The sequence below is a fragment of the Sanguibacter keddieii DSM 10542 genome, assembly GCF_000024925.1.
GTDB classification, from domain to species: domain Bacteria; phylum Actinomycetota; class Actinomycetes; order Actinomycetales; family Cellulomonadaceae; genus Sanguibacter; species Sanguibacter keddieii.
The window spans coordinates 335,828-360,370 of the sequence record NC_013521.1; the positions used below are offsets into that span (position 1 = coordinate 335,828).

Annotated in this window: 17 protein-coding genes; 5 read left to right on the forward strand and 12 right to left on the reverse strand. The window is 69.7% G+C overall.

What is annotated here, in order from left to right:
- Window positions 1–74: 74 nt before the first annotated feature.
- The 7 genes from SKED_RS01520 to SKED_RS01550 all read right to left on the reverse strand — a co-directional run bounded on the left by SKED_RS01520 (window position 75) and on the right by SKED_RS01550 (window position 7,880).
- On the reverse strand, window positions 75–1,334 hold the full coding sequence (locus SKED_RS01520; RefSeq protein WP_012865346.1) for an ABC transporter substrate-binding protein: 1,260 nt from the start codon (window positions 1,332–1,334) through the stop codon (window positions 75–77).
- 143 nt (window positions 1,335–1,477) lie between these two features.
- Window positions 1,478–2,515, reverse strand: a complete 1,038-nt coding sequence (locus SKED_RS01525) for a LacI family DNA-binding transcriptional regulator (protein ID WP_012865347.1) — start codon at window positions 2,513–2,515, stop codon at window positions 1,478–1,480.
- 86 nt (window positions 2,516–2,601) lie between these two features.
- Window positions 2,602–3,645, reverse strand: a complete 1,044-nt coding sequence (locus SKED_RS01530) for a methyl-accepting chemotaxis protein (RefSeq protein WP_012865348.1) — start codon at window positions 3,643–3,645, stop codon at window positions 2,602–2,604.
- Window positions 3,646–3,661: 16 nt separating this feature from the next.
- Window positions 3,662–4,153, reverse strand: coding sequence for a DUF4411 family protein (locus tag SKED_RS01535; RefSeq protein ID WP_012865349.1), 492 nt, complete (start codon window positions 4,151–4,153; stop codon window positions 3,662–3,664).
- Complete coding sequence (locus tag SKED_RS01540; RefSeq protein WP_012865350.1) at window positions 4,153–5,316, reverse strand: ImmA/IrrE family metallo-endopeptidase; 1,164 nt, start codon at window positions 5,314–5,316, stop codon at window positions 4,153–4,155. Before SKED_RS01540 ends, SKED_RS01535 begins: the two co-directional genes overlap by 1 nt.
- Before the next feature lie 94 nt (window positions 5,317–5,410).
- Complete coding sequence (locus tag SKED_RS01545) at window positions 5,411–5,629, reverse strand: hypothetical protein (protein WP_042437678.1); 219 nt, start codon at window positions 5,627–5,629, stop codon at window positions 5,411–5,413.
- Window positions 5,630–5,807: 178 nt separating this feature from the next.
- Window positions 5,808–7,880: an Ig-like domain-containing protein gene (locus SKED_RS01550; RefSeq protein WP_012865352.1), complete on the reverse strand. Its 2,073-nt coding sequence runs from the start codon at window positions 7,878–7,880 to the stop codon at window positions 5,808–5,810.
- Window positions 7,881–8,174: 294 nt separating this feature from the next.
- Here SKED_RS01550 and SKED_RS01555 point away from each other — a divergent pair, with 294 nt between their 5' ends.
- On the forward strand, window positions 8,175–9,428 hold the full coding sequence (locus tag SKED_RS01555; protein WP_245534627.1) for an MFS transporter: 1,254 nt from the start codon (window positions 8,175–8,177) through the stop codon (window positions 9,426–9,428).
- A gap of 52 nt (window positions 9,429–9,480) precedes the next feature.
- Here the strand turns inward: SKED_RS01555 and SKED_RS01560 are convergent, their stop codons facing one another.
- The 4 genes from SKED_RS01560 to SKED_RS01575 all read right to left on the reverse strand — a co-directional run bounded on the left by SKED_RS01560 (window position 9,481) and on the right by SKED_RS01575 (window position 15,144).
- Complete coding sequence (locus SKED_RS01560; protein WP_012865354.1) at window positions 9,481–12,087, reverse strand: LuxR C-terminal-related transcriptional regulator; 2,607 nt, start codon at window positions 12,085–12,087, stop codon at window positions 9,481–9,483.
- Window positions 12,084–13,106, reverse strand: coding sequence for an LLM class flavin-dependent oxidoreductase (locus SKED_RS01565; protein WP_012865355.1), 1,023 nt, complete (start codon window positions 13,104–13,106; stop codon window positions 12,084–12,086). Before SKED_RS01565 ends, SKED_RS01560 begins: the two co-directional genes overlap by 4 nt.
- Window positions 13,107–13,181: 75 nt before the next feature.
- Window positions 13,182–13,913 (reverse strand): LmeA family phospholipid-binding protein, encoded by a 732-nt coding sequence (locus tag SKED_RS01570; RefSeq protein ID WP_169310123.1) that lies wholly within the window; start codon window positions 13,911–13,913, stop codon window positions 13,182–13,184.
- A 76-nt stretch (window positions 13,914–13,989) separates the two neighbouring features.
- Entirely contained in the window at window positions 13,990–15,144 is a 1,155-nt protein-coding gene (locus SKED_RS01575) for a hypothetical protein (protein ID WP_012865357.1), read from the reverse strand.
- 84 nt (window positions 15,145–15,228) lie between these two features.
- On the opposite strand from SKED_RS01575, the gene SKED_RS01580 reads away from it, so the two are divergent.
- Window positions 15,229–15,654, forward strand: a complete 426-nt coding sequence (locus SKED_RS01580; protein ID WP_012865358.1) for a hypothetical protein — start codon at window positions 15,229–15,231, stop codon at window positions 15,652–15,654.
- Window positions 15,655–15,729: 75 nt separating this feature from the next.
- Here SKED_RS01580 and SKED_RS01585 read toward each other — a convergent pair whose 3' ends face one another.
- Window positions 15,730–16,293 carry an NADPH-dependent FMN reductase gene (locus tag SKED_RS01585; protein ID WP_012865359.1) on the reverse strand — a complete coding sequence of 188 codons (564 nt, stop codon included), beginning with the start codon at window positions 16,291–16,293 and terminating at the stop codon, window positions 15,730–15,732.
- Between the two features lie 374 nt (window positions 16,294–16,667).
- Between SKED_RS01585 and SKED_RS01590 the strand changes: the two genes are divergently transcribed.
- From SKED_RS01590 to SKED_RS01600, 3 genes are all read left to right on the forward strand, one after another.
- On the forward strand, window positions 16,668–17,003 hold the full coding sequence (locus SKED_RS01590; RefSeq protein ID WP_012865360.1) for a hypothetical protein: 336 nt from the start codon (window positions 16,668–16,670) through the stop codon (window positions 17,001–17,003).
- Window positions 17,004–17,278: 275 nt separating this feature from the next.
- Window positions 17,279–20,443: a DISARM system SNF2-like helicase DrmD gene (gene drmD, locus SKED_RS01595; protein WP_143755614.1), complete on the forward strand. Its 3,165-nt coding sequence runs from the start codon at window positions 17,279–17,281 to the stop codon at window positions 20,441–20,443.
- Window positions 20,440–24,483, forward strand: a complete 4,044-nt coding sequence (locus tag SKED_RS01600; protein WP_012865362.1) for an Eco57I restriction-modification methylase domain-containing protein — start codon at window positions 20,440–20,442, stop codon at window positions 24,481–24,483. The genes drmD and SKED_RS01600 overlap by 4 nt, the downstream gene beginning before the upstream one ends.
- Window positions 24,484–24,543: the final 60 nt, after the last annotated feature.

The window sequence follows — 24,543 nt, forward strand, 5'->3', positions numbered from 1 at the left end:
GAGCGGGGGCCGCCCCCGAGCAGGGGGGTCCCGGGGGCGGCCGGTCCAGGGGTGGGGCGGGTGGTGCGGTCCCGTCAGTCGTCCAGTGCGGCCTGGACGGCGGTCTGCGCCTCGGCGAGCAGGGCGTCGACCGGGTCGCCGGCCATCGCGCGCTGGGTGAGGGTGTCGACGGCGGTGAGCACGTCCGTGCTGTTGACGACGCCGGGCAGCAGCGGACGGCCGAGCGCGGCCTGCTCGGTGAGCGCTGCGACGACGGGGTTCTCCGCGACGTCCGACGCGGGGACGTCGGTGCGCAGCGGCGGCCAGCCGGAGCCGAGCGCCCAGGTGGTGGCCTCCTGCTGGGAGAGGAAGTAGCTGAAGAACTCCTGCGCGGCCTCCTGCTGGGCCTGGTCGGCCTGCTCTGTCAGGGCCATCGAGACGCCGATCGCGGACGCGGCCTGCTCCTGCGGGCCGGCCGGGATCGGGGCGATGCCGTAGTCGACGCCGTTCTCCTCGGAGACGGTCGCCATCCAGGGGCCGCCGATGTACATCGCGGCGCGGCCGCTGCTGAAGAGCCCGTCGCCGCTCACGCCGTCGACGCCGGTGGGGCTGATCTTCCCTGCGGTGATGGCGTCGTGCCAGAACTCGAGGGTCTCGGCGTTCTCGGGGGAGTCGACGACGGCCTTGCCGTCCTCGACGATCGCGCCGCCGTTGCCGTAGAAGAGGGAGGGCCACACGCCGTTGCCGACGGTCGCGTGGTCGGCGAGGGCGAGCCCGTACTGCTCGGGGGTGCCGTCGCCGTCCTGGTCGACGGTGAGGGCCTCGGCGGCCGTGACCCACTCGTCCCAGGTGGTGGGGACCTCGACGCCCGCGGCGTCGAAGAGCGCCTTGTTGTAGAACATCGTCAGCGGGACGAAGCCGGTCGGGACCCCGTACCGGGTGCCGTCGACGGTGACCATGTCGAGGGCGCCGGTGTTGAGGGCGGGCGTCGCCTCGTCGGCGTCGTAGAAGTCGTCGAGGTCGACGAAGGCGCCGCGGTCGGCGTAGACCGGCAGGCGCTCTGCCGGCATGGCGACGATCTCGGGGCCGTTGTCCGCCGAGAGGGCGGGCAGGAACGTGTCGTCGATGACGGCCCAGGGGTTCACCTGGGTGGTGATGGTGATCTCGCCGTCGTGCGCGGCGTTGAAGTCGTCCACGATCTGCTCGAGGACGTCGCCGTCGGCCTCGGTGTAGCCGTGCCAGAAGGTCAGCTCGACGGGACCGTCGGCGTCGGACGAGCCGTCGCTCGAGCAGGCGGTGAGGGAGACGAGCGCCAGGGTGAGCGACGCGGCGACGAGGGAGGGGATGCGCTTCATTGCGGTGTCCTTTCAGGGAATCCCACTTACAACGTTGTAAGACAACGTTGTAAGTGAGATCTTCCGACTGGAGAGCGTGTGCTGTCAAGCCCTGTCCGGGTGGGACCTGCGGGTGCGAGGTCGTGACGCGACGAACGCGCCGGTCAGCCGCCTGTCGACTCCCGGACGACGAGCCGGAACTCTGGTGCGGTGAGGCGGGGCTCGATCGCCCCGGTGCCGGCGTCGGCGATCCGCTCCGACAGCATCGTCACCGCGGCGCGGGCGATGTCGTGCCGCCCGGGCTCGACCGTCGTGAGGCTCGGGTAGGTGTACCGGCCGTCGGCGACGTCGTCGAAGCCCATGAGGGCGACGTCGCCGGGCACGGCCACGCCGCGCTCCTGGAGCGACCGCAGCGCGCCGAGCGCGAGGTCGTCGTTCATCGCGAAGACCGCGTCCATCCGCACTCCGGCGTCGAGCACCCGGGCCATGGCCTCGGCGCCGCTGCTGCGGTCCCAGGTCTCGACCGGGACCACGAGGTCGTCGTCCACGGCGAGGCCGGCGGCTGTGAGGGCTTCTCGGTACCCCGCGTAGCGCAGGGCGGCCACCCCGGTGCGTTCGGTCGCGTGCGCGCCGAGCAGCATGACGCGGCGGCGCCCCAGCCCGAGCAGGTGCTCGGTGGCGGCGCGGGCCGCAGCCTCGTGCTGCATGGTCACGTGGTCGACCGGCCCGGGGAACAGCGGCTCGCCGAGGACCACCAGCGGTCGACCGGCCGGGTCGGGCAGGACGTCGTCCTGGGTCAGCCCGAGCGGGGCCAGGAGGAGCCCGTCGGTCAGCGACAGGCGCGGGTTGCGCAGGGCCTCGAGCTCGCGCTCGCGCAGACCCCCGGTCTGCTCCACGAGGACCACGAGGTCCTGCTCGGCGGCCACCCGGATCACCTCGTCGGCGAGCTGCGCGAAGAACGCCTGGCCGAGCTCGGGGACGGCCAGCCCGATGACGCCGCTCCGGCCGAGGCGCAGGTTGCGTGCCGCGAGGTTCGGCCGGTAGCCGACCTGCTCGACCGCGGCCAGCACCTTCGTGCGGGTCGCGGGGCGGACCTGCGGGTGGTCGTTGAGCACGTTCGAGACGGTCTTGAAGGACACGCCGGCGACCTGCGCGACGTCACGCAGCGTCGGGGCTGCCCTCCCCTCTGGTCCAGTGGCCATGCTCGGAGGTTACAACGTTGCAACGGCCTGTGGCGATCCCTGGAGGCGACGGTGGCGTCGTCCGTCCCTGCGGCGCTGCCTCGTGCTCAGTGCCGGAACCGCGCCACCTGCGAGCTCAGCTCGCGGGCCAGGGCTGCCAGCCCCTCGATGCTCTCCCGAGCCTGGACGATGCCGCGGGCGACCTCGCCGGTCGACTCGGCGACTCCGGAGATGTGCGACGCGATCTGCACGGACCCGCTGGCGGCCTCGGTGATGTTGCGGCCGGACTCGTTGGTGGTCGCGGTCTGCTCCTCGACGGCCGAGGCGATGGACATCTGGTAGTCGTTGATCGACGCGACGATCTGCCCGATCTCGCGGATGGCGTCGGCCGCGCCCTGCGAGTCGGTGCGGATCGCGTCGACGCGCCGGGAGATCTCGTCGGTGGCCCGGGCAGTCTCCTGCGCGAGCTCCTTGACCTCGCCGGCGACCACGGCGAAGCCCTTGCCGGCCTCACCGGCGCGTGCCGCCTCGATGGTCGCGTTGAGCGCCAGCAGGTTGGTCTGGTCGGCGATGGCGGTGATGAGGCGGACCACGTTGCTGATCTCGGTGCTCGAGTCCGCGAGGCTCACCACGGCGGTGTCCGTCTTCTGCGCGGCGCTCACGGCGGTCGCGGCGACCTCGGCGGCCTGGTTGGCGTTCCGGGAGATCTCCCGGATGGAGGTCTCCATCTCGTAGGAGCCGGCGGCGACGGTCGAGACGTTCTCCGAGACGCCCGCAGCGGCACGCGTGACGTCGTCGGCCTGCTGCGAGGCGCGGTCGGAGGCGGCGGCCACCGACGCCGAGACGGTCTCGAGGTCTTGGCTGGCGCTCGCGAGAGCCGTGGTGGTCGCGGAGATGTCTCGGACGAGGGCCGCGACGTTGCCGGACGCCTCGTTGAGCGCCTCGGCCATCTGGCCGGTCTCGTCGGCGGAGTCGACGTCGACACGGACGGTGAGGTCGCCGTCGGCCAGGCCCCGCAGCGCGTCACGGACGGCGTGCAGGCGGCGGACGATGCCGCGGGCTACGACCCAGGCGAGCGACGCGCCGATGACGAGGGCGAGCGCAGCAGCGGTGAGCGTGACCCACCGGTTGGTCGCCTCGCGGTCGGCCACCGGGCTCCCAGGAGGCTCAGGCTTCGAGGACGAACCGTGCCGACTCCTCGCGGAGCATCGCGTAGGGCCCGGTGCACGGAACGTCCAGTGCTCGGCAGGCGTCAGGGAACTTGATCTTCTTCTTCGACCCGGGAGCGGGGACCTCGTAGGTGACGACGGTGTGGTTGTAGGCGTGGGCATAGGCGACCAGCTGATAGTCGCCGCTCGCGAGGAACTCGGCCTGAGCGGCCTGGGTGTAGCCGGTCGAGGAAGAGGTGGTCCACCGGGCGAGGTGGGCCAGGGTCGGCTGAGTCGCTGCGTCCATCGCGAGGAAGAGGGGTGCGTGATCGACGGCCCAGCCCGTCAGCTCGTCCTGACCCACGTCAAGCTCGTCCTTGATGATGCGGACGCTGGCCAGCATCCCGACAGCCCCGCCGCGTGAGAGCCACTCCCAGAAGCCCGGCGCGATGTCGAACCCGTAGTGGGCGCGGTACGACTGGATGAAGACGTTCGCGTCGAGCAGGTACATCAGCGGCCTCCGACCCCGACCTCGGCGGCGAGGTGCTCGAAGCTCTCGTGCCTCGCGGCCCCGACGAGTGCGTAGGCGTCGCGAAACAGCGTCCGGCCCTCGAACGCGTCGGTCGTGACGGCCCGGGCGAAGGTCCGGCTCACCCGCAAGGGCTGGGTCTTGAGCCAGTCACCTCCGCCGGGACCGTCGTCGCGTCGCGCGAGGATCGCTACGACACGCTCGAGCTCGGCGTCGTACAGCTCCCGGTACTCGTCCCAGCCGAGCAGGCCGGCGTCGTAGACGCGCTTGACCACGACCAGGGTGCTGACCTTGAACGACCGCGCCAGCCGCTCGAGCTCGCCGACGTCGGGCGGCTGGCGGTAGTGCTCACGAAGGTCCGCGAGGGGCAGGAGGACCTCGGCGGCGACCTCGTTCGCCCATCGCTCGTCGGCTTGGCCGTCGTGATCGGTGAGGGCGACGTCAGACAGTCCGGTCTGCCCTGCCGCGATGTGCGCGAGCTCGTGCACGAGGGTGAAGATCTGTGCCGCCTTCGTGTCGGCACCGTTGACGAAGATCACCGGCGCGAGCGGGTCGGCCAGGGCGAACCCGCGGAACTCCTGCGGGTCGAGCCGCCGGTGCGTGCTGTTCCCGACGATCCCGCTGACCATCACGAGGACGCCGAGGTCTTCGGCGGCGTCGATGAGCCGCCGTCGCGCGATCTCCCAGCTGGCGTATGCGCCACGCTCCTCGACCGTGAAGCGGAGGGCCGTCGCGATGCCCCGGGCGACATCTCGGACCGGGGCGGTCGTGGTGACGGACCCGACGAGGGAGACGGGTTCGCTGCCTTCGGCGAGGGCGTGCTCTCGGTACCACTCCTGGCGGGACTGGCACAGGTGAATCGTGTCGAGGAGGTCGGGGGACGGGCGCCTGACGCGCTCGTCGCGGAAGGTCCTGAAGTCGTGGAGCGGGACCGGCTCCTCGGGCGGCTCGTCGAGGAAGAAGTACCCGAGCGGGGCGTGGACGGCCTTCGCGAATCCTTCGAGCTGGCGGAACGTGGGGCGACGGTCACCGGAGACCCAGGCGCTGAAGCTCGGGAAGCGTCGCGCGACCTCGTCGTCGCCGAGCCCGGCGCGGGTCGCAGCCCACTCGAGCAGCGTCGGTCGCACTCTCACGCGGTCAGCCATCCGTCACCTCCTCCCGAACCGTCATCGTACGGCGCAGAGGTCCGTGATCGGCGTTCTCGGCGGGGCTGTGGAAAACCTCTCGTGGTCTCCGGCTCTACGCCTCGGTACCCAGCGCCACCGCGTGCGCCGACCCCTGCACCCCGTGCGCCTCGGCAGCCGTCGACGGCGGCTCGTAGCCGGAGATCAGCCAGGCCGCAGCGGCGATGATCCCGGCGGCGAGGAGCGTCAGCAGGACGATCATCAGCAGTGCCCGTCGTCGAGCGGCCTGCAGCCCTGCTCGGCGGTAGTCCTCGGGTGTGGGGCTCTCGTCCACGGGCTGCTTCCCCCTGCTGTCGGTGCGTCGTCGGTCTGCGGTCGAGGCAGGTCGCCTCGCAGACGCTCAGCGCCACACTAGCCCCGCCACCACGTCGTCCAGCAGCTCCACCACGACGACGAGGTGAGGGCCCGGCGGACGTCCGCCGGGCCCTCACCCTCGATCGTTCAGAGCAGGGTCAGCCCTGCGTGCTCCGGCGGCGCAGCAGGAGCAGCGACGCTCCGGCCACCGATGCCGCGAGGCCCGCGGCCACGATCCAGACGACGGCCGAGCCGGTGCTGGCGAGGCCCTCGGCCGCGACGGTGGGGGCCGGCGTGCTGGCCGGGGCCGCCGCGACGGCGGGTGCCTGAGGCGCAGCAGGCGCGACCGGTGCCGCGGGGGTCACCGGCGTGACGGGCGTGACCGGGGACCCGGGCGTCAGCGGGACGGTCGCCGCCAGGTAGGTCACCGTGACCAGGGCCTCGGTGCTGAGCCCGCGCACGTCGCTCACCTGGTAGGTGATCGGGGTGGGGTTGCCCGTGAACCCGGCGGCGGGGGTGAAGGTGATCGACCCGTCGACCGGGTCGACGGTCCAGGTGCCCTCGCCCTCGACGACGAGCTCGGTGAGGAGGTCGCCCTGGGGCCCGACAATCCGGACGGTGGTCGGGTCGAGGTCGCCGAGGTCGTTGCCGAGCACGTCGAGGGTGACCGGCTGGCCCTGGACGTTGTCGAGCGACTGGTCAGCGGCGGCTGCGGGCACGTAGGTCACGAGGACGTCGGCCTGGGCGGTGTTCCCGCGGTCGTCGCTCACCTGGTAGGTGATCGGCGTGGGGTTGCCGGAGAACCCGGCGGCGGGCGTGAAGGTGATCGAGCCGTCTGCCGGGTCGACGGTCCACGTGCCCTCGCCTTCGACGACGAGCTCGGTGACGAGGTCGCCCTCGGCCCCGACGACCCGCACCGAGGCGGGGTCGAGGTCGACGCCCGCGTCGTTGCCGAGCACGGGGAGGGTGACGGGCTGGCCCTGCGCGTTGTCGAGCTTCTCGTCGTCGGCCGCGGCGGTGGTGTCCTTGGCGACGTTCTCGAAGGAGCAGGTGACGTCGGTGACGCCGACGGGCACCACGAAGGAGCCGGAGCTGCCGGTCCCCGAGGTGACGAGGCCCCCGGTCGAGGCGTCGAGGCACGTCCACGTCGTCGTGTAGTCGTCCGGGTTCGTGCCCGGGGTGGGGCGCTGGTCGATCGTGTAGGTCTGCCCCGGCAGGATGAGGATCGGGCCGACGACGGCGGAGTCGCGTCCGTCGGTGCCCTCCGGGCTGCCGATCGGGTCGCCGCCGGTGCCGAGCTCGACGGTGAAGTCGTCACCGTCGTCGTAGCGGCCGTCAGGCAGCTCGGTGGTCAGGCGTGCGGTGAAGGGGAGTGCCCGGCTGCCCAGGTCGGTCAGCGGCGTCGCGAAGGCCTGGGAGCCGACGGTCCCACCGGTGGTCGGGTTGATCTGGAAGAACGTGCCGCCCCCGTAGAGGTACAGGTAGCCGTCGCTGCCGAAGGCGATCGAGTTGACGCCGCCTGCGGTGATCGCGCCACCCACGGCGGTGGCCGTCGCGGTTCCGGTGGCGATGTCGGCCGCGTCGGCGCGGTACACCTGGCCGCCGGTCGCGGCGTCGCCCGCCCCGGCGACGAAGTACATGTTGCCCTGGCCGTCGAACACGAGGTCACCGTTGCCGCCGGGGGCTCCTGCTGCAGTCACCGTCACGGAGTCGGGGGCGATGGTGTTGGTCGCCGCGTCGTAGCGCGCGAAGGTGAACGTCGAGCCGCTGGACTGACCCCCGAAGAAGAGGTCACCGGACCGCGCGTCGACCCCGCCCATCGTGTTCGCGACATCCGGGCCCGTGGTGCGGGCGACCGACACCCACTCCTCGGTCGAGGCCGTGTAGCGGTGCACCGTCGTGCCGTCGGTGAGCATGAGGAGCCCGCCGTCGACGGACACACCGATCTGGTTGACGTTCCCGGGGTTCGCGCCGACGACCGGCACGGTCAGCGTGGTCGGGGCGGCCGTCCCGGTGGTCGGGTCGATCTCCTGGATGGTGCGGCTGCCCGACATCGTCCCGTAGAGAGACGTCGGGGAGAAGGGGTCGGCGGCCCACGCCGCGCCGGGGGCGACGACGGTGGCTCCGGCGAGCACGAGGGCGGCGGCGAGGGTCGCGCCACCCAGACGTGCGGCCGACGGTGCGGACGCCCGCCGGGGTCGGGCGGGGGCGGTGGACAGGGCTGAATGCACGGAGATGCTCCTCGAGGATGGGCGTGGCACGGTCGACCGGAGACGGTCTGCGTCATGCTGGCCGGGCACCGTGGCAGCGCGTTCTCCAGGGCCGACGCTCACCGAGGCTCGCACCCTGGACGGCGCCGGGACGCCGGGAGAGGCGTATTCCATACCGGGTTTCATACCGGTGCACGCCGTGCCTGCGGGCTGCCCGGCGTTACGGTGTCTCCTGGCCGACGACACCTGACGTGCAGCGCCCCGAGACCTCACGCGGTCGGCCCCAGAAACATCTTCCGAGGAGCCCCGGTGACGATGCCTGCTGCGCGGGACGGGCGACGGCTCCTGTGGTCGGCCCTGCTCCTTGCCGTCGCGCTCAACGCCGCCTACGGCGGGCTCGGCGGGATCGTCATCCCCTCGCAGGTCGCCCTCGTCGACGAGTCCCGCAAAGAGGTCGGCCTGGCCGTCGTCATGACGTCGTCGTCGCTCGTGACCCTCGTCGTCTCGCCGTGGGTCGGGGCGCTCTCCGACCGCACCCGCTCTCGCTGGGGCCGCCGGTCGCCGTGGATCCTCGGTGCGGCCGTGGCTGCGGTGCCCGCGGTCCTGTCGCTCGGGTGGGCGACCTCCGTCCTGGGGCTCACGCTCGGCTGGGTCGCCGCCCAGGCGCTGCTCAACGCAGTGCAGTCGCCCTTCGAGGCGGCCGTCGCCGACGGGGTCGACCGCCGGCAGCGCGGACGGGCGGGGTCGTTCTTGGGGGTCGGGGTCGCCGCGGGGCTGGCGCTCGGGGTGGTGTGGGCTGCTCGGCTCGTCGACCGGCCGGTGCTCGCGACCGGCGCGCTCGCGGGCCTCGTGCTCGTCGCCGCGGTCGTCTTCGTGCGGCAGACGTCGTCCGGCGCGGCGCTCGAAGGTGCCGTCCCCGAGGCTGCCCTGGTCGGGAGTGCCGCTGGCGCGACGCCCCGGGCGTCCACCGTCGTGGCGACCCTCGTGAGCCTGTGGAGGCACGACGACTTCCGGCGGGTGTTCGTCGGGCGCTTCGCGCTGGTGCTGGGGAACCAGATGATCTCGAGCTACATGCTGTTCATCCTCATGGACCACGTGGGCCTGACCCGGACGGAGGCCGCCGCGCAGGCGAGCCTCGTGGTCGGGGTGCACACGGTCTGCCTCGGGGTCGGTGCGGCGCTCACCGGACGGTGGACCGACAGGCTCGGTCGGCGCAAGCCCTTCGTCGTCGTCTCGACGGTCGTGGTCGCCGCGGCGCTCGTCGTGCCTCTCGTCTCGCCCACGGTCGGCGCGGTCCTGGTCTACGCGGTCGTGGCGGGGCTGGGCCGGGGCGTGTACCTCGCGGTCGACACCGCGCTGATGATCGACGTCCTGCCGGAGGCACTCACCACCGGTCGTGACCTCGCCGTCCTGGGCCTCGCTCAGGTGCTGCCCCAGACGCTCGCCCCGGTGGTCGCGGCGCTCCTGCTGTCCGCGACCGGCGGAGCGTACGAGGGCCTCTTCGTCCTCGCGATCGCCCTGGTGCTCGTGTCCCTCGTGCCCGTCCTGCGGATCCGCGGCGTGGCCTGACCTCGACGCGGATGCCGACACCCGCGCGGACCGGCAGGCTCGACCGCCGACCTCAGGTCGCGGTGTCGTCGGGGGCGTCGGCCTCGAGGAGCCCGTACCGACGGGCGACGGCGAGGGCCGAGGCGCGCGACGTCACCCCGAGCTTGCGGTACAGCGTGCGCAGCTGGGACTTCACGGTGTGCGGGCTGACCACCAGGCGCTCGGCGATCACCGACGTCGACCCCGTGCTGGCCAGCTCGCGGAGGATCACCGCCTCGCGGGACGTGAGCGGGGCGACCGCACCGCCCGGGAGCATGGTCTCCGGCCAGTCCTGGGCGAGCAGCCCGACGGCGACGGGGGTCCCCGACTGCTCGGCGAGCGTGCGCAGCCGGACGCGGTCGTCGGCCGGGAGGAGCGCGAGCGGGAGGTGCAGCCCGTGCACCGAGAGGATCCCGGTGGCCCGCGCCAGGGCGGAGCGGGCCTCGACCTCGTGGTCCACGGCCAGCAGGGCGACGGCCTCGACGAGGGCCGCCTCGGCCCGGGTGCGGACGGAGGCGCGCGACGAGCCCGCGACGCCGGCAAGTGTCCCGAGCGCCTGCTCCGGCAGCCCGGCAGCGCACTGGGCGCGCGCCAGCGAGACCGCGACCGCCGGGTGGTCGACCGGCCCGAGGTCCCCGGTGAGCACCGCGTACGGCCTGCCGGCCGCCACGAGCAGGAGCGCCTGGGTCGCGTCGAGGGCGGCCTCCGTCTCCGCGTGCTTCGAGCGGCGCTGACGGTGGGAGTCACGGGTGGCCTGCAACCGGGTCAGCGCGGCGTCGGCACCGGAGGCGAGCAGGTCCACGTGGGCCTGGACCTCGGCGATCGGCGCCCAGTGCTCGATCGTGGCCAGGTGCCGGTCGAGGAGGTCGAGGCGACGTTGGGCCTCCACGACGTCGAGGGCGTCGAGCGCCAGGACCGCCTGGGCGACCTGGAGCAGGGACCCGGTGTAGCCCTCCACCCACCCGTCGGGCCAGGTGCGCGTCTGCGCGTCGGCCACCACGGCGGCTGCCTGCTGCAGCGACCCGTCGAGGGCGTGGGCACCGGCGAGCAGGGCGAGGTTGGGCAGCGTCGCGAGGTCGCTCGACGCCTCGCCGACGCCGCGCTCGAAGGCGGCGACGGCGTCCCGCGACCTGCCGACCCGCAGGTAGGTGACGCCGGAGTGCGCGTGCACCTGGGGGAGCAGGTCCTGGATCTCCGCGCGTCGCGCAGGCTCGAGCTCGTCGACGCGTCGTGCGACGTCGTCGGCAGCCGCTGCTGCGGCGTCGGCCCGGCCGGTGAGGCGCAGCGCGATCATCTCGACGACCCGCAGCACCAGGCGCTCCTCGGCCGGGACGGACCTGCGGGCCGTGCGGGCCGACGTGATCGCGAGCCCGAAGAGCGCGAGGGCCTTGAGCCGGCCACCTCGGTGCGCGTTGTGCCCGAGCCCGATGAAGAACAGCAGCACCGGGTGGTGGCGCAGCCGGGTGAGGCCGAGGGGAGAGACGGTCGGCTGCACGGTCCCGGCGTACTGCGACAGGAACGCCCGCCAGTGGTGACGCACGACGGTGTTCACCAGGTCGACGTCGTCGGCGTCGACCGCGGCCTCGAGCGCCTCGACCGGGCGGTCGTGGGTGTCGCACCACCGGGCGACGAGCCCACGCAGCCGGGCGAACCTGCCGGGGTCGGTGCGGCGGAGCTCGGCGCGCAGCGCGATCCGCACGACCGGGGTGCACACGAAGACCCGGTCTGCGCCCGCGCGCACCCAGGTGCCGAGCCCGAGGTCGGCGACGTGCTCCAAGGTGCCCGGGGCGTCGTCACGGCCGGTCAGGGTCGTCGCGAGCTCCGGCGAGACGACGTCTGCGGTCGCGGCGCACCGCAGGAGGTCGACGGTCTCGGGGTCGAGGTGCGCGACGGCGGCCAGCACGACGGTCTCGAGCGCCTGGCCCGGGTCGACACCCGGCTGGTCCCGCTCGAGGGCGACGACACGGGTGGCCAGCGGGGACCCACCGGTGGCGCGGCGGACCGCCGTCGCCGCGGCGACGTCGAGACCCAGCACGGCCGCCGTCTCCTCGACGGTGAGCGCGAGGTCTTCGCCGTCGACGGTGGCCACGTCGAGGCGCAGCCGGGCGTCGCCGGACGCCAGGGCGGGCAGGGACCGGCCCGCGACGACGGCGCGCACGCCGGGGACGGCGTCGAGGACGTGGACGAGGTCACCCGCGGACTCGTCGTCGAGGCGGTCGGCGCCGTCGAGCACCAGGGTCAGGGGAGCGACCTGGGTGAAGGCCCGGACGAGGAACGCCCGGACGTCGGCGAGCTCGCGCAACGAGTCGGCACCGGACGAGAAGAGGCGCCCCTCGCCCACGAGCCCCGCGTCGAGCAGGAGCCCCGACACCTGGGACCACAGCGCGACGCGCGACAGCGGCCGTCCCCCGAGGTCCAGCACGACGCCCCGCAGGTCCGGGTCCGTCGACGCCCGGGCCCACTCGGCGAGCGCGACGCTCTTGCCGCCGCCGGGCGGCCCCGTGACGACGACGAGGGGCACGTCCGTGTCGAGGGCGCGCACGAGCTGCGGGCGCGGCACGAGCCACGAGGGCACGCGGGGTGAGCCGTAGAGACGAGGGACGCCGCCGTGGGTCCTCGGCGCGGCTGCGCCGGAGGTCACCGTGAGCGCAGCGACGGTGCGACGTGCTGGACGAAGCTCTCGAGCACGTGGGCGCAGTAGTCGACGCCGAGCTGGTTGGGGATGGTGAGCAGCAGGGTGTCGGCCGCCATGACGGCGTCGTCGGCGGCGAGCTGCTCGACGAGCTTGTCGGGCTCGGCCGCGTAGGACTTGCCGAAGGTGGCGAGCGTGCCGCCGAGCGACCCGACCTGGTCCTGCGACCCGGCGTCACGACCGAAGTACGCGCGGTCGCGGTCGTCCATGAGCGGGAAGATGCTGCGGCTCACCGACACCCGTGGCTCGCCCGTGTGCCCGACCTCGGCCCAGCGCGCGCGGTACCGGGCGATCTGCTCGGCCTGGAGCTCGTGGAACGGCTTGCCGGTGTGCTCGCTGAGCAGCGTCGAGCTCATGAGGTGCATGCCCTGCTCGGCCGTCCACTCGGCGGTGGCCATGGACCCGGCACCCCACCAGATGCGGTCCCGCAGGCCGGGGGAGTGCGGCTCGATGCGCAGCAGCCCGGGCTCGTTGGGGAACATCGGGTTGGGGCTGGGCTCGGCGAAGCCCTCGCCGCTGAGCACCTCGAGGAACCGTGCGGTGTGCTCACGGGCCATGTCGGCGCCGTCGCGGTCGTGCGGCGCGGGCTCGTGGCCGAACAGCCGGTAGCCCTCTCGGACCTGCTCGGGCGATCCCCGGCTGATGCCGAGCTGCAGCCTGCCGCCGGAGATGAGGTCCGCGGCGCCGGCGTCCTCCGCCATGTAGAGCGGGTTCTCGTAGCGCATGTCGATGACGCCGGTGCCGATCTCGATGCGGCTGGTGCGCGCACCGACCGCGGCGAGCAGCGGGAACGGCGACCCGAGCTGCCGCGCGAAGTGGTGCACGCGGTAGTACGCGCCGTCCACGCCGAGCTCCTCGGCGGCGACCGCCAGGTCGATCGACTGCAGCAGCACGTCGGACGCAGAGCGCGTCTGCGAGTGCGGCGAGTCGGTCCAGTGACCGAAGGACAGGAAACCGATGCGCTTCATGCCCTCAGGTTACGGTCCTCGGCGGATGGCCGGAGGCGTCTCGTCCGCGCCGACGGGCGCGCAGGCCACCTCCGTCTAGGAAGCCTCACGTTCGTAGAGGGCCGCGGCCGCTGTGTGGCCGGTCAGGATGATGCCCGCGTCGTCGACGGTCGCGGCATCGATCCAGCCGAACGAGGCCGGGCACGAGGTGTCGAAGGAGAGGTTCGCGATCCTCTCGGCGAGGTCCGTGCCCGCCGGAGTGCTGTCGTCGACGGCGAAGGTGACGCGACGGTGGTCGACGACCGAGACCTCCAGGGGGTGGGCGCGGTCGTCGGCTGGTGCGGTCACCGCGAGGCGCCCGGCGTCGGTCGTGACATCGAGGTCCTCGCCGCCGTCTCGGTCGAGTGCGGCCTGGATCGCCTCGGGAGAGACAACAGCACGGACGGACAGGTCGTGCACGTAGGGCACCGACGGCCGGACGTCAGACCCCGTGAGCGTGACGTCGTCGAGCGCGAGGTCGCCGCAGGTCGTCGTCTCCAGCGTCACCGTGACGCTCGACAGCGAGCCCCGGACCACCTGTGGGATGAGGGGCCAGCCTCCGAGTCGGACGTCGACGTCGCCCGAGGCGCCGACCGTGCGCTCGACCTCGTACCTCACGACGTCGGCGGTGTGGGTCCTCAGCGACCACTCGAGCGGACCGGCGGCGACGACGGCCACGACAGCGGCGACCACCAGCCTGCGCTGCGGCCGGGAAGCCCACCGCCACCAGGTCTGGATCCTGCGACGGCGCGACCGTCCCGCCTGGTCGCGTCCCCCTGCGTGCGTCATGGCGAGAGAGTACCGACGGGACATGCCGTCACCGGTGGCGGGTCTGCGGTGGGGACGGGGATGTGTCCGGCGGGGACTAGCCCTCCAGCGCGGTCCCGTCGGTCGCGTAGCGGAAGGACGTGGTGCCGTAGTCGTCGCCGACGCCGACGGAGATGACGGGATCGCTGGTCGGCTGCCCGAAGGTCTCGCTGTTGATGTCGGCGTCGACGGAGCGGCGGACGACGGCGCTCGCGTCGTCGACGGGCACCCCGGCCTGCTCGGCGGACGACTCCATGAGGCCCCAGAGCTGGTCGAGGGCGAGGTCGGACCAGGCGAGCTGCTCCTCGGCGGTCGTGGGCTGGATGGTCGCCGCACCGTCGTGGGTGACGCGGCCGGTGCTGTAGGTCCAGCGGTCGGTGGCAGTGGCCCCCGGGCGGATCGGTGCGTCCACGCGCACGAGGTCCTGGGTGATCGCGACGGACACCACCTGGTCGTGGCCGATCTCCTCGATCAGCGCCTCCTGGGCCTGGGCGAGCAGGTCGGGCTGGCGCATGTCCGGCCGCAGGTGCCCGTCCTGGACGGCGTCGACGGTCTGCGCGACGGCGACGCGGTACGGCGTCACGACGACGGCAGCGGCGGCGACCGCGACGACGGCGAAGAGGGCCAGCCGGAGCGGTCGGCCCTTCGTCCCGACGCCGAGGAGCGGACCCTTGCGGCGCCCGTCGACGATGCGGGTGTGCGGCTCGACGGGCAGGAGCGGCACGGTCCGGCGCGGCGGTACGGTGAGGCGGTCGTGGTCGCGGGGCGAGAGCTCGCCGTCGACGAAGGCGACCTCGGGGCCGCCGTCGAGCAGGATCGCGACCTCCAGCTCGGCGCCGGGCTGGAACCGCGGGATGGCGGTGAGCGGCACGACGGTCCGCAGGCTCGTGGCGAAGGCCGTCCCGGTGAGCGGCTGGACGGTGACGTCGATGTCGCAGAGCGGCTGGTCGTTGATCTGCGTGCCGGTCTGGCGGAGCGCGTCGATGCGCGCGAGGCCAAGTCGGCGCGCGTCGCGCGCCTGCTGCACGGCCTTCGGCGACGCGGCGACGCTGCCGCCGAGCGACCCGGCGACGCGGGTCATGACGGTCGCGAAGACCAGCACCGTGAACGAGGCACCGGCGACGGCCACCCCGGTCCCGGGTGCGCCGACGACCGCGACGACCACCCCTCCGAGGAAGGAACCGAGGGCGGCGAAGGCGATCAGTCTGAGCACGCACCGAGCATAGGGGAGCGCGGCGACGAGGGCGTTGGGGACTTCTCACCAGAGGTCCGTGGGAGGCCGTGCGAGGATGGATCGATGACTTCAGGGGGAACGTCACGTCTGCTCGTCGCCGTCTCGCTCGGCATGGTCGCCGCGGGAGGGCTCGCGGCCTGTTCCGGCAGTGAGCCGGCGTACGCCGACCTGGACGCGGCGCAGGGCGTGACCAGAGAGCTCCCGCCGGTGGTCTCCGACTCCGACGATGATGCTGCTGCTGCCGGGTACCGGTGGGTGGCCGAGCACGACGGGGTGCAGCTGTGGATCGGGGCCGTCGAGGAGGACGACATGGTGTGCCTGGCCGCGTACGCCTCCGACACCGAGTGGGTCCACGCGTGCGGCGGGACGGGCGCGACGCCGCCGCAGTTCGGCGGTCGTGGCGTCGGGACCTTCTTCGTGGTGGCCGACGGTCAGGACGCGCCGAGCGGGACGGTCGCCCTGTCGGAGAACGTCTTCGTCGCCGAGTGATCTCTGCGGGTGCGGTGCGCGGAGAGGCGCGCGGGGTGGTGCCCGCGGCGGGTCGCCCCGCCGCGGTCACCCCGCTCAGGACCTCGCACGCAGCGGTGCGAGGGCCTCGCTCCAGGCGGTGACCTGGTCGAGGAGCGTGCCGAGGGCGTCGACGGACGCGTCGGAGGGCGTGAGCTCGGAGTAGTCCTTGAACTCCGAGGCGAGGGGCAGGGTCACCTGCTGGCGGACGTCGGCCATCATCAGCTCGCCGGCGACGAGCCGCAGGTGCTCGACGGCGCGGGCGCCGCCCACGGAGCCGTAGGAGACGAAGCCGACGGCCTTGTCGTGCCACTCGTGGAACAGGTAGTCGATGGCGTTCTTGAGCACGCCGGACGTCGAGTGGTTGTACTCGGGCGTGACGATGACGTACCCGTCGAAGGACGCGATCTTCGCGGCCCACCGCTTGGTGTGCTCCTGGGTGTGCTCGCCCATGGACGGCGGGACGGGCTCGTCGAGGTGGGGGAGCGGGTAGTCGCGCAGGTCGACGAGCTCGTACTCGACGCCGTCCCGCTGCGACGCGATGTCGAGGACCCAGCGGGCCACCTGCTCGCCGTTGCGGTTGGGTCGGGTGCTGCCGAGGATGATGCCGATGCGGGTCATGGTGCTCGCCTCTCGAGGTCGCGTGCGGTGCGCTACCCGGTCGAGTCTGTGCGAGACGGTCCCGCCTCGCGACCGGGACGGCTCCGCCCGGTGGTCAGGACGGTTAGCTATTACTTCTGCCGTGAGTTCCTTACGCGCCGATCCGGCCTGTTCAACAGCGAACTCGGATGCAGACCTGCGTGACCTGTCCGCCAACGAACGCGCTGAGCAGGCCACCGAGTGCAGAGCCCTCTTCAGCGGGCCTGACCAGGCGACGACGTGCCACGCTCTGCACTCACGGCTGGTCCGACGCCGTAGACGGCAGCTCGCGACGGCTAACGCCACCGCGAGTCCTGAACTTTGGACGAGAGCGCGGCCAAGTAGAGGTCTCAGCCATGGAGGTCCGCCGGAGGGCCTCCGCAACGACCCATGTGTGCAACCCAGGCTGGCATGAAGATCAGATCGAGGAGCGCGGCGTCGTCTCTGTGGCGCCCCTCGACGATCTCGTATGGATGCAACTCTGCAGTGGGGCGGTGAATGAGGACCACCGGTGGCATCCTAACGCCGTCGGCCACGGCCCACCGGATGTCATCGACCTTCGTGTGTCCTACCTCGTCAGTCGGATCGACTATCTGTTGAGAACGATCGATGTCCTCGGGATCGATCCGCTCCAGATTCCAACACCGCAGCTGTGGGCTGGCATGGTAGATCTGCTCCAAGATCTGCCGTAGAGCATCATAGGCGCAGCGGCAAGCGGAGCAACACGATGGACGGTGTTCAGGCCCTCTGGCGTTTCTCAGGTCGAGGTTTCGCACTTGGCGGCGCCAGCGTCGCGTTCGAGGTCGTGACCTAGGCGAAGCTGTGCTGGAACAGTGACCATCGGTCCCGCAGCTCCCTGCGAGCTGTCCAGAGCGACACGAGTGCTGATAGCGCGCAAGTCGCGAACGAGCAGGCTGGATACGCGCATACTAGGGATCATGTCTCTGAGCCTCGTGGATTCTGACCGATGACGGCACAGTCGGAGGCGGCGCCGCGTCTCCCGAGGCCAGGTGACATCGTCGAGGTACGGGGATCGAACTGGGCTGTGGCTGATGTGCGTGAGCAGGGCTTGCCACGCAGCAGTGCGGATGACGGCGTCCCGGAGCTCAACCATGTGCTCTCGCTCCAGTCGCTCGCCGAAGACCGTATGGGTGAAGAGCTCAGCGTCATCTGGGAGCTCGAAGTCGGGAACTCAGTCGCCCCGGACCAAGGCTTGCCTGAGACGATCACCCCCGATGGGTTCGACGATCCCAATCGTCTCGCTGCCTTCGTCGACGCTGTTCGTTGGGGTGCGGTGACGTCGGCGAACGAAGGCGCGTTCCAGGCCCCATTCCGCTCCGGAGCGAATGTCGAGGCGTACCAGCTGGAGCCGCTACGCCGCGCATTGCAGGCCCCTCGCACTAACTTGTTGCTCGCCGATGACGTCGGGCTGGGTAAGACCATCGAAGCTGGGTTAGTCGTCCAAGAGCTTCTCCTGCGGCACCGCGCGAGGTCCGTGGTGATCGTCTGCCCGCCAAGCCTTGCACTCAAGTGGCAGGACGAGATGCGTGAGAAGTTCGGCCTTGATTTTGTCATCGTCAACTCTGACCTGATGGCTCAGGTTCGTCGGTCCCATGGCCTGAACGCCAACCCGCTACGTCTGTTCCCTCGTGTGATCGTGTCGATGGCATGGCTGCCGGGTCTGCGTGCCCAGCGCCTGCTTCGAGACGTCTACTCCGAGGTAGGCAAGGTAGGTTCTGCTCGCAACTACGCCTTCGACATCCTCGTGGTCGACGAGGCGCACCATGTCGCTCCGTCGAGCCCGACAGCGGTCGGCGGAGCCCGTGGGTACGCGGTCGACTCCCAGCGCACCATCGCTGTTCGCGATCTGGCTAGAGTGTGTGAGCACCGCCTGTTCCTTTCGGCTACGCCGCACAACGGCCACTCGGAGTCGTTCACCGCTCTCCTAGAGATGATCGACAATCGTCGGTTCTCTCGAGGTGCGACGGTCGACTCGGATGCCTTGAAGGATGTCACGGTCCGGCGGCTCAAGCGCGACATCAAGGAGAAGAACTTCAGAGCGCGCGAACTGAAGACGATCACCTTCGAGCCTGGATCTGACGAGCAGGAGGCCTTCGAACGGCTAGACGCAATCTTGGAGGCCAGCGCTCGGGCCAACGGCCAGAAACGCAGCGGCGACATCGTCTCGATGCTGCTGAAGAAGCGGTTCCTCTCGTCCCCGTACGCCTTCGGGTCGACCCTCGCCGGATACCGTGACGCCACGCGCGGTGCCCCGGCAGACTGGGACGACGAGGACGAGTACTACGCCGAAGTTCTCGGATCGGACCAGTCAGACGAAGAGGAAGGCGCTGCCGAGCACCCGGAGTTCGATGCTCTGCGAAAATCCAAGACCGCGCACCCGCTGGTGACGGCCACCGAAGAGGAACTCGAACAACTCGTCAACTGGGGTCTGGGCTTCCAATCAAAGCCTGACTCTCGGCTCAGGGCGTTGGTGGACTGGCTCAACGCGATCTGCAAGCCCGACGGCAAGAATTGGACCAACGAGCGTGTGGTCATCTTCACCGAGTACTCGGACACGCTGCACTGGATCGTCGAGGTGCTTCGGAGCCAAGGCTTCGACGGGACCCGCCTCTTGACCATCGAAGGATCTTCGCCCGCCGAGGAACGTGAGCTGACGCGCGCCAGGTTCAACGCCGATCCGTCCAGGGAGCCGGTCCGCGTCCTGGTGGCTACGGATGCAGCTGGCGAAGGTATCGATCTGCAGGCGCACTGCCACCGCCTCGTCAACTTCGACGTGCCGTTCAACCCGTCGCGTCTCGAGCAGCGGATCGGTCGTATCGACCGGTACGGGCAGACTCAGGCACCGCAGGTCTTCCAGTTCTTACCTGAGAAGGACTCTGGCACCTACGGGGCTGACATGGAGTTCATGCGCCGCATCGCCGAGAAGGTCGCCACCGTCGCCGACGACCTCGGGTCCGTGAACCAGGTGATCGACGCGGACATCCAGAACCACTTTGGTCGTGTGAAGGTCGCTACGCGCGCCCAAGTCCTCAAGGACGAGGGCAACGCCATCATCAACAGGGCGCTCGCCGGAGATCAAGACCTCAACCGCACGCTCACACAGCTCGCCAACACCTACGACGATCAGAAGGTGCGCATGCACCTCACGCCGTCCAATGCCCGTCGCGTCGTCGACACAGCCCTGACGCTGACGAACCAGCCGACCCTCGTTCAAGAGGGCTCGCAGGACCACGACGTCGAGGTATTCCGGGTGCCGAACCTTGCCCCCTCGTGGGATGCGGCGATCAGGGGCCTCGATACTCGTCTCCGCCCAGGCGTCTATCGGCCTATCACCTTCGACGACGCCATCCACTCCGGCAGCTTCGAGGAAGTTGTTCACGTCCACCTCGGCCATACGCTCATGCAGAAGGCGTCGCGCATCCTCCGCTCGACTTTGTTCACCACGGACTCCTCAGTCAACAGAGTCACAGCCGTCGTGGTCGACGGACTCGACGAGTCGTGCGTCGCGGCGATCTCTCGCCTCGTCCTGGTCGGACGGGGTGGCCTCCGGCTCCACGAAGAGGTCTTCGTCACGGGCGTCCGAGTCAAGGGGCAGCGTCTTGCGGAGGCGAAGGCCGAGGCGCTCCTCGAGCGGACCCTGGATCATGCGGAGCTCACGCTCGCCGACGAGGGCCTCCGGACCCGACTCGCCGAGGCGTGGACGATCGACGACGGTCGGCTGCGGTCCAAGCTCGAGAGTGAGATGCGCGGTCGAGCCACCCGCCAGCAGGAGTCGGTGACAGCGGACTTGACCAAACGGCGCGAGGCAGACGTGGACCGGGCCAGGGCGATCTTCGGGAACTTCCGGCGCAACCTGCAAGAGTCACTGACCGATCGCCGTGCCAAGCAGGAGGAGATCAACAGCATGCTGTTCGACCTCGACCCGAACCAGGCCCAGCAATACCGCTTGGACATCAGATCGATGGAGAACCGGTTGGAGAACCTGTCAGCTGAAGAAGCTCGTGAGATCCAAGCGATCAGGGAACGTTACACCGACATTCGACCTTTCGTGTCGGCCGTTGCGGTGGTCTTCGCCTTGACCCCGTCGGATGCCCAGGCAGGAGTGCTGTGAAGATTCCCCGTAAGCCCCGCCTCACACGTGAGCACCGGGACTGGCTCGAGCTGGTCGACCGCGAAGGCCCGTTCGTCGCTATCCCAGCGCTCAAGCGCGTCTACCCTCAAGGGATCCCGCAGATGGGAGCCAACGAGAAGGCCGCGCTGCGTGACGCCAAGCCTGACTTCGACCGGTCGTGGGACGCCTGGAGCAAGACGTCTGATGAGAATCAGGTTGAGAGTGCTCTCGAGCAGTACCACGGAGCTCGAGACAAGTGGATCGACGCGGTGCTGCGCGACGCGGCTGGCTGGGACGAGTTCCTCGGCTGGGGGGACGAGGTGTTTGTCGGTTCGACGCCCAAGGCATCCTCGCCCAGTCGGGTCGACTCGGTAGAGGCGAGTGGCGCTTTCTCGCGGCAGGGTGAGATCGCAGCGCTCGTCCTCGTGGTCGATCCGGTTGAGTCCTTGCGCGACCCACTAGTCGACGAGCCATGGACCGCTAGCCCGATCGACCGTATGGATGCCATCCTTCGCGCATCCCACTATGAGATCGGCGTCGTAACGGACGGACGCTGGTGGGCGATCGTCTCGGCGCAAGATCGAGTCATGACTGCCTCAGGCATCGTCGATTCCCAGACCTGGATCGAAGAGGCCGATGTTCGAGACGGGTTCTTCGAGCTTCTCTCTCCGTTGCGGCTGGCCGGTGGCCAGGAGAACGATCGACTGCGAGCGCTGTTCTACGAGTCAGTGACGGCGGCTGAGGACATCACCGTCGCGCTCGGGACCCAGGTCAGGCGGGCTGTCGACCTTCTGGTGACGGCGTTCTCGGAGGGGACGGCCGATGCGCGAGAGAGCAGTCGCACTGATCCGCTCCCGTCTGACCGAGGACTCGTCTATGAGGGGGCAGTCACCGTGATGATGCGCGTGGTGTTCCTGCTCTTCGCCGAAGAGCGCTCGATGATGCCGCAGTCTCCGCTCTTCACCGAGGGCTACGGGGTGTCCGGGCTCCTCGACGCGCTCGACAAGCGAAAGCGCGAGGAAGGGGCCGAGGCCCTCGACGGCACTCACTACACCTGGCACCGCCTGCTGGCCACGTCCCAGGCCTTGTCGCAGGGCGTGACCAGCGAAGACATGCGGCTTCCCGCCTACGGTGGTTCTCTGTTCGACCCCTCCCGGTTCATGTTCATGACTGCGACTGACGATCGTGGGTCGCTCGCCGTGACCGTCTCCGACCGCGTCATGCTCGAAGTCCTCAGAGCCGTCCAGGAAGCGGTCATCAGCGGTGAGCGTCGCCGCGTGTCGTTCCGCGACATCGATGTCGAGCAGATCGGCTACATCTACGAGGGCTTGCTTGGCTACACCGCAGCTGACGTGGACGAGGTCGTGGTCGGCCTAGTAGGCAAGGACGGCGAAGAGCCCGAGATTCCGTTGACTACTCTCGAGGGCCTCGCTGAGAGCGCTCCGGACGCAAAGAAGCTGGCTGAGTCGGTCGTCAAGTGGGTCAAGGACAACCAGCATGGTGCTGCCACAAAGTCCGCCACCGCGCTCAAGAAGCTCCTCGACTCAGTTGTCGAGGACGGCGAACGCGCGCTGCTGTCGGTCACGCGCGATTCCGAGCTCCTCGATCAGCTCCGGCCGTTCGTCGGGATCATCCGTCGCGATCTGCGCGAGCGGCCCGTCGTGATCCGGCCAGGTGGCCTTGCCATCATCGAGACTCCCTCGCGAGCCAACTCTGGGGCTCACTACACACCAAAGTCGTTGGCCCAAGAGGTCGTCCGATACGCACTTGAGCCGCTCGTCTACCGGCCTGGGCCCCACCAAACCGAAGATACGGACCAGTGGAGGCTGCTCGACTCCAACGAGATTCTTGACCTCAAGGTGGCCGACATCGCGTGCGGTTCTGGCGCCTTCCTTGTGGCTGCGGCTGAGTACCTTGCCGCGCGCGTGCTCCAGGCGTGGCAGTCAGAGGGCGTTCGCGGAACTCCCCACGAGCTAGAGGTCAAGGCCAAGCGGCAGGTGGTCGCCCAGTGTCTCTACGGAGCCGACATCAACGGCATGGCCGTAGAGATGTGCAAGCTCTCGCTCTGGCTCGTGTCGCTCGACCCGGACCAGCCTTTCTCCTTCGTCGATGACAAGGTGCTGCACGGGAATTCGCTGCTGGGCATCACGGACGTCCGCCAGCTCGAAGCGCTGCACATCGACCCGGCGCAGGCCAAGAGCTCTGTGCTGGGCAACTACTCCGAGGGCACCTTGTTCGGTGGTGGGTCCGAAGCGCAGGGCATGGAGCTGCTCGATGTCCGCTCTGTCATCCAACGAGCTGTCAGGCTCCGGCAGCGTCTGGCCAGTGAGGTCGACGACCACGACCCAGCCCGCTCAACCAACACCAAGCTTCGCCTGTGGCACGAGTACGAAGACGTCATCGAGCAGACTCGGGACGTCGCCAACGGCATCATCGCCGCTGGTCTCCAAGAAGGTGGAAAGTCGGGCAAGAAGCTGAACGAGCGGTACGAGAACCTGCGTATCGCTGTCGACAGAGCCTTCGCAGCGGGTCGAGGTGACCGAGTGATGCTGGACAGCATCGTTGTAGAAGGGCTTCGCCCCGCTGTCGACACCGACTACGACCGCTGGAAGCCGCTTCACTGGGCCCTCGCAGTCCCGGATGTGCTTGAGCGTGGAGGTTTCGACGCCATCGTAGGCAACCCGCCCTTCCTCGGTGGGCAGAAGCTGACCGGTGCGATGGGGACGAACGTTCGTGACTGGTTGGTCAACGTACTCGCGGACGGACGCAGGGGGAGCGCTGACCTCGTCGCCTACTTCTTCCTCCGCGCCACCGCGCTGTTGCACGCCAAGGGTGCGCTTGGGCTGATCGCAACGAACACGATCGCGCAGGGCGATAGCCGCCAGGTGGGTCTGGACGCGATGGTCGCCGACGGCTTCACGATCACGCGGTCGATCCAATCGCGCTCGTGGCCGGCGGCAAGCGCGAACCTCGAGTACGCGGCTGTCTGGGGCACTCGCGCTTCTGTCGCTGAGGCGGTTCCGCGCGTGGCCGATGACATCCCGGTCCGTCGAATCAGCACTTTGCTCGAACCAGCGGGGCGGGTCCATGGCAACCCGATCAGGCTTGCCGAAAATGCTGGGGTGGCCTACGTCGGGTGCTACGTCCTAGGTATGGGTTTTGTAGTTGCCCCGGAAGAGGCGGCGGAGTGGATTGCCACGGACCCACGCAACGCTGAGGTCCTCTTCCCCTACCTCAACGGCGAGGACCTCAACTCCCGCCCAGACGCCTCGGCATCACGTTGGGTCATCGACTTCAACGACTTGGAAGAAGCAACAGCGGCGTCGTACACCCTCCCCTTCGAGCGTATTTCGCAGTTTGTTAAGCCCGAACGACAGCGCCGCAACCCAGATGGCCTGTTCGCGCTCAGGAAGCCTCTCCCCGAACGATGGTGGCAGTACGCAGAGAAACGCCCGGCCATGCGACGAGCAATCGCAGATCTTGGCGAAGTGTTGGTCATCGCACGTGTCAGCAAGACGGTGATGCCGGTTCGCGTGCCGACAGGACAGGTTGCGAGTGAGCAGTGCATCGTATTCGCCACGAGTAGTTACAGCGATCAGGCGATACTGTCGTCGAGCATCCACCAAACATGGTCCTTGACCTACGGATCCGGGATGCGAAACGATCCGCGATATACTCCATCGGACATTTTTGAAACATTCCCTCGGCCAAATAACGCGAGAGTCGAACTTGCCGAGATCGGTTGCCGGCTAGAGGTGGACCGAAGGGGCGTTTTGCAGAGCCTCGGCGGCGGACTGACCAAACTCTACAACAGGATAAATGACCCTATGGACCTCGACGACCAAGGAATCGCCGAGTTGCGCGATCTTCACGTCGAGCTCGACAAAGAAGTCCTGAGATCGTACGGATGGAGTGACATTGAACTTGATTACGGGTTTCACGAGTACCGAAAATACCGACGTTGGACTTTGGGCCCAGGGGCCCGTGTGGAACTTCTCGACCGCCTCCTGGAGGAAAACCATCGTCGAGGTGGTCGCTAGATTCGACTGTGTTTGCGAACGGCAGGCCGTCCAGTTTCATCAGACAAGGTCGACCGATGC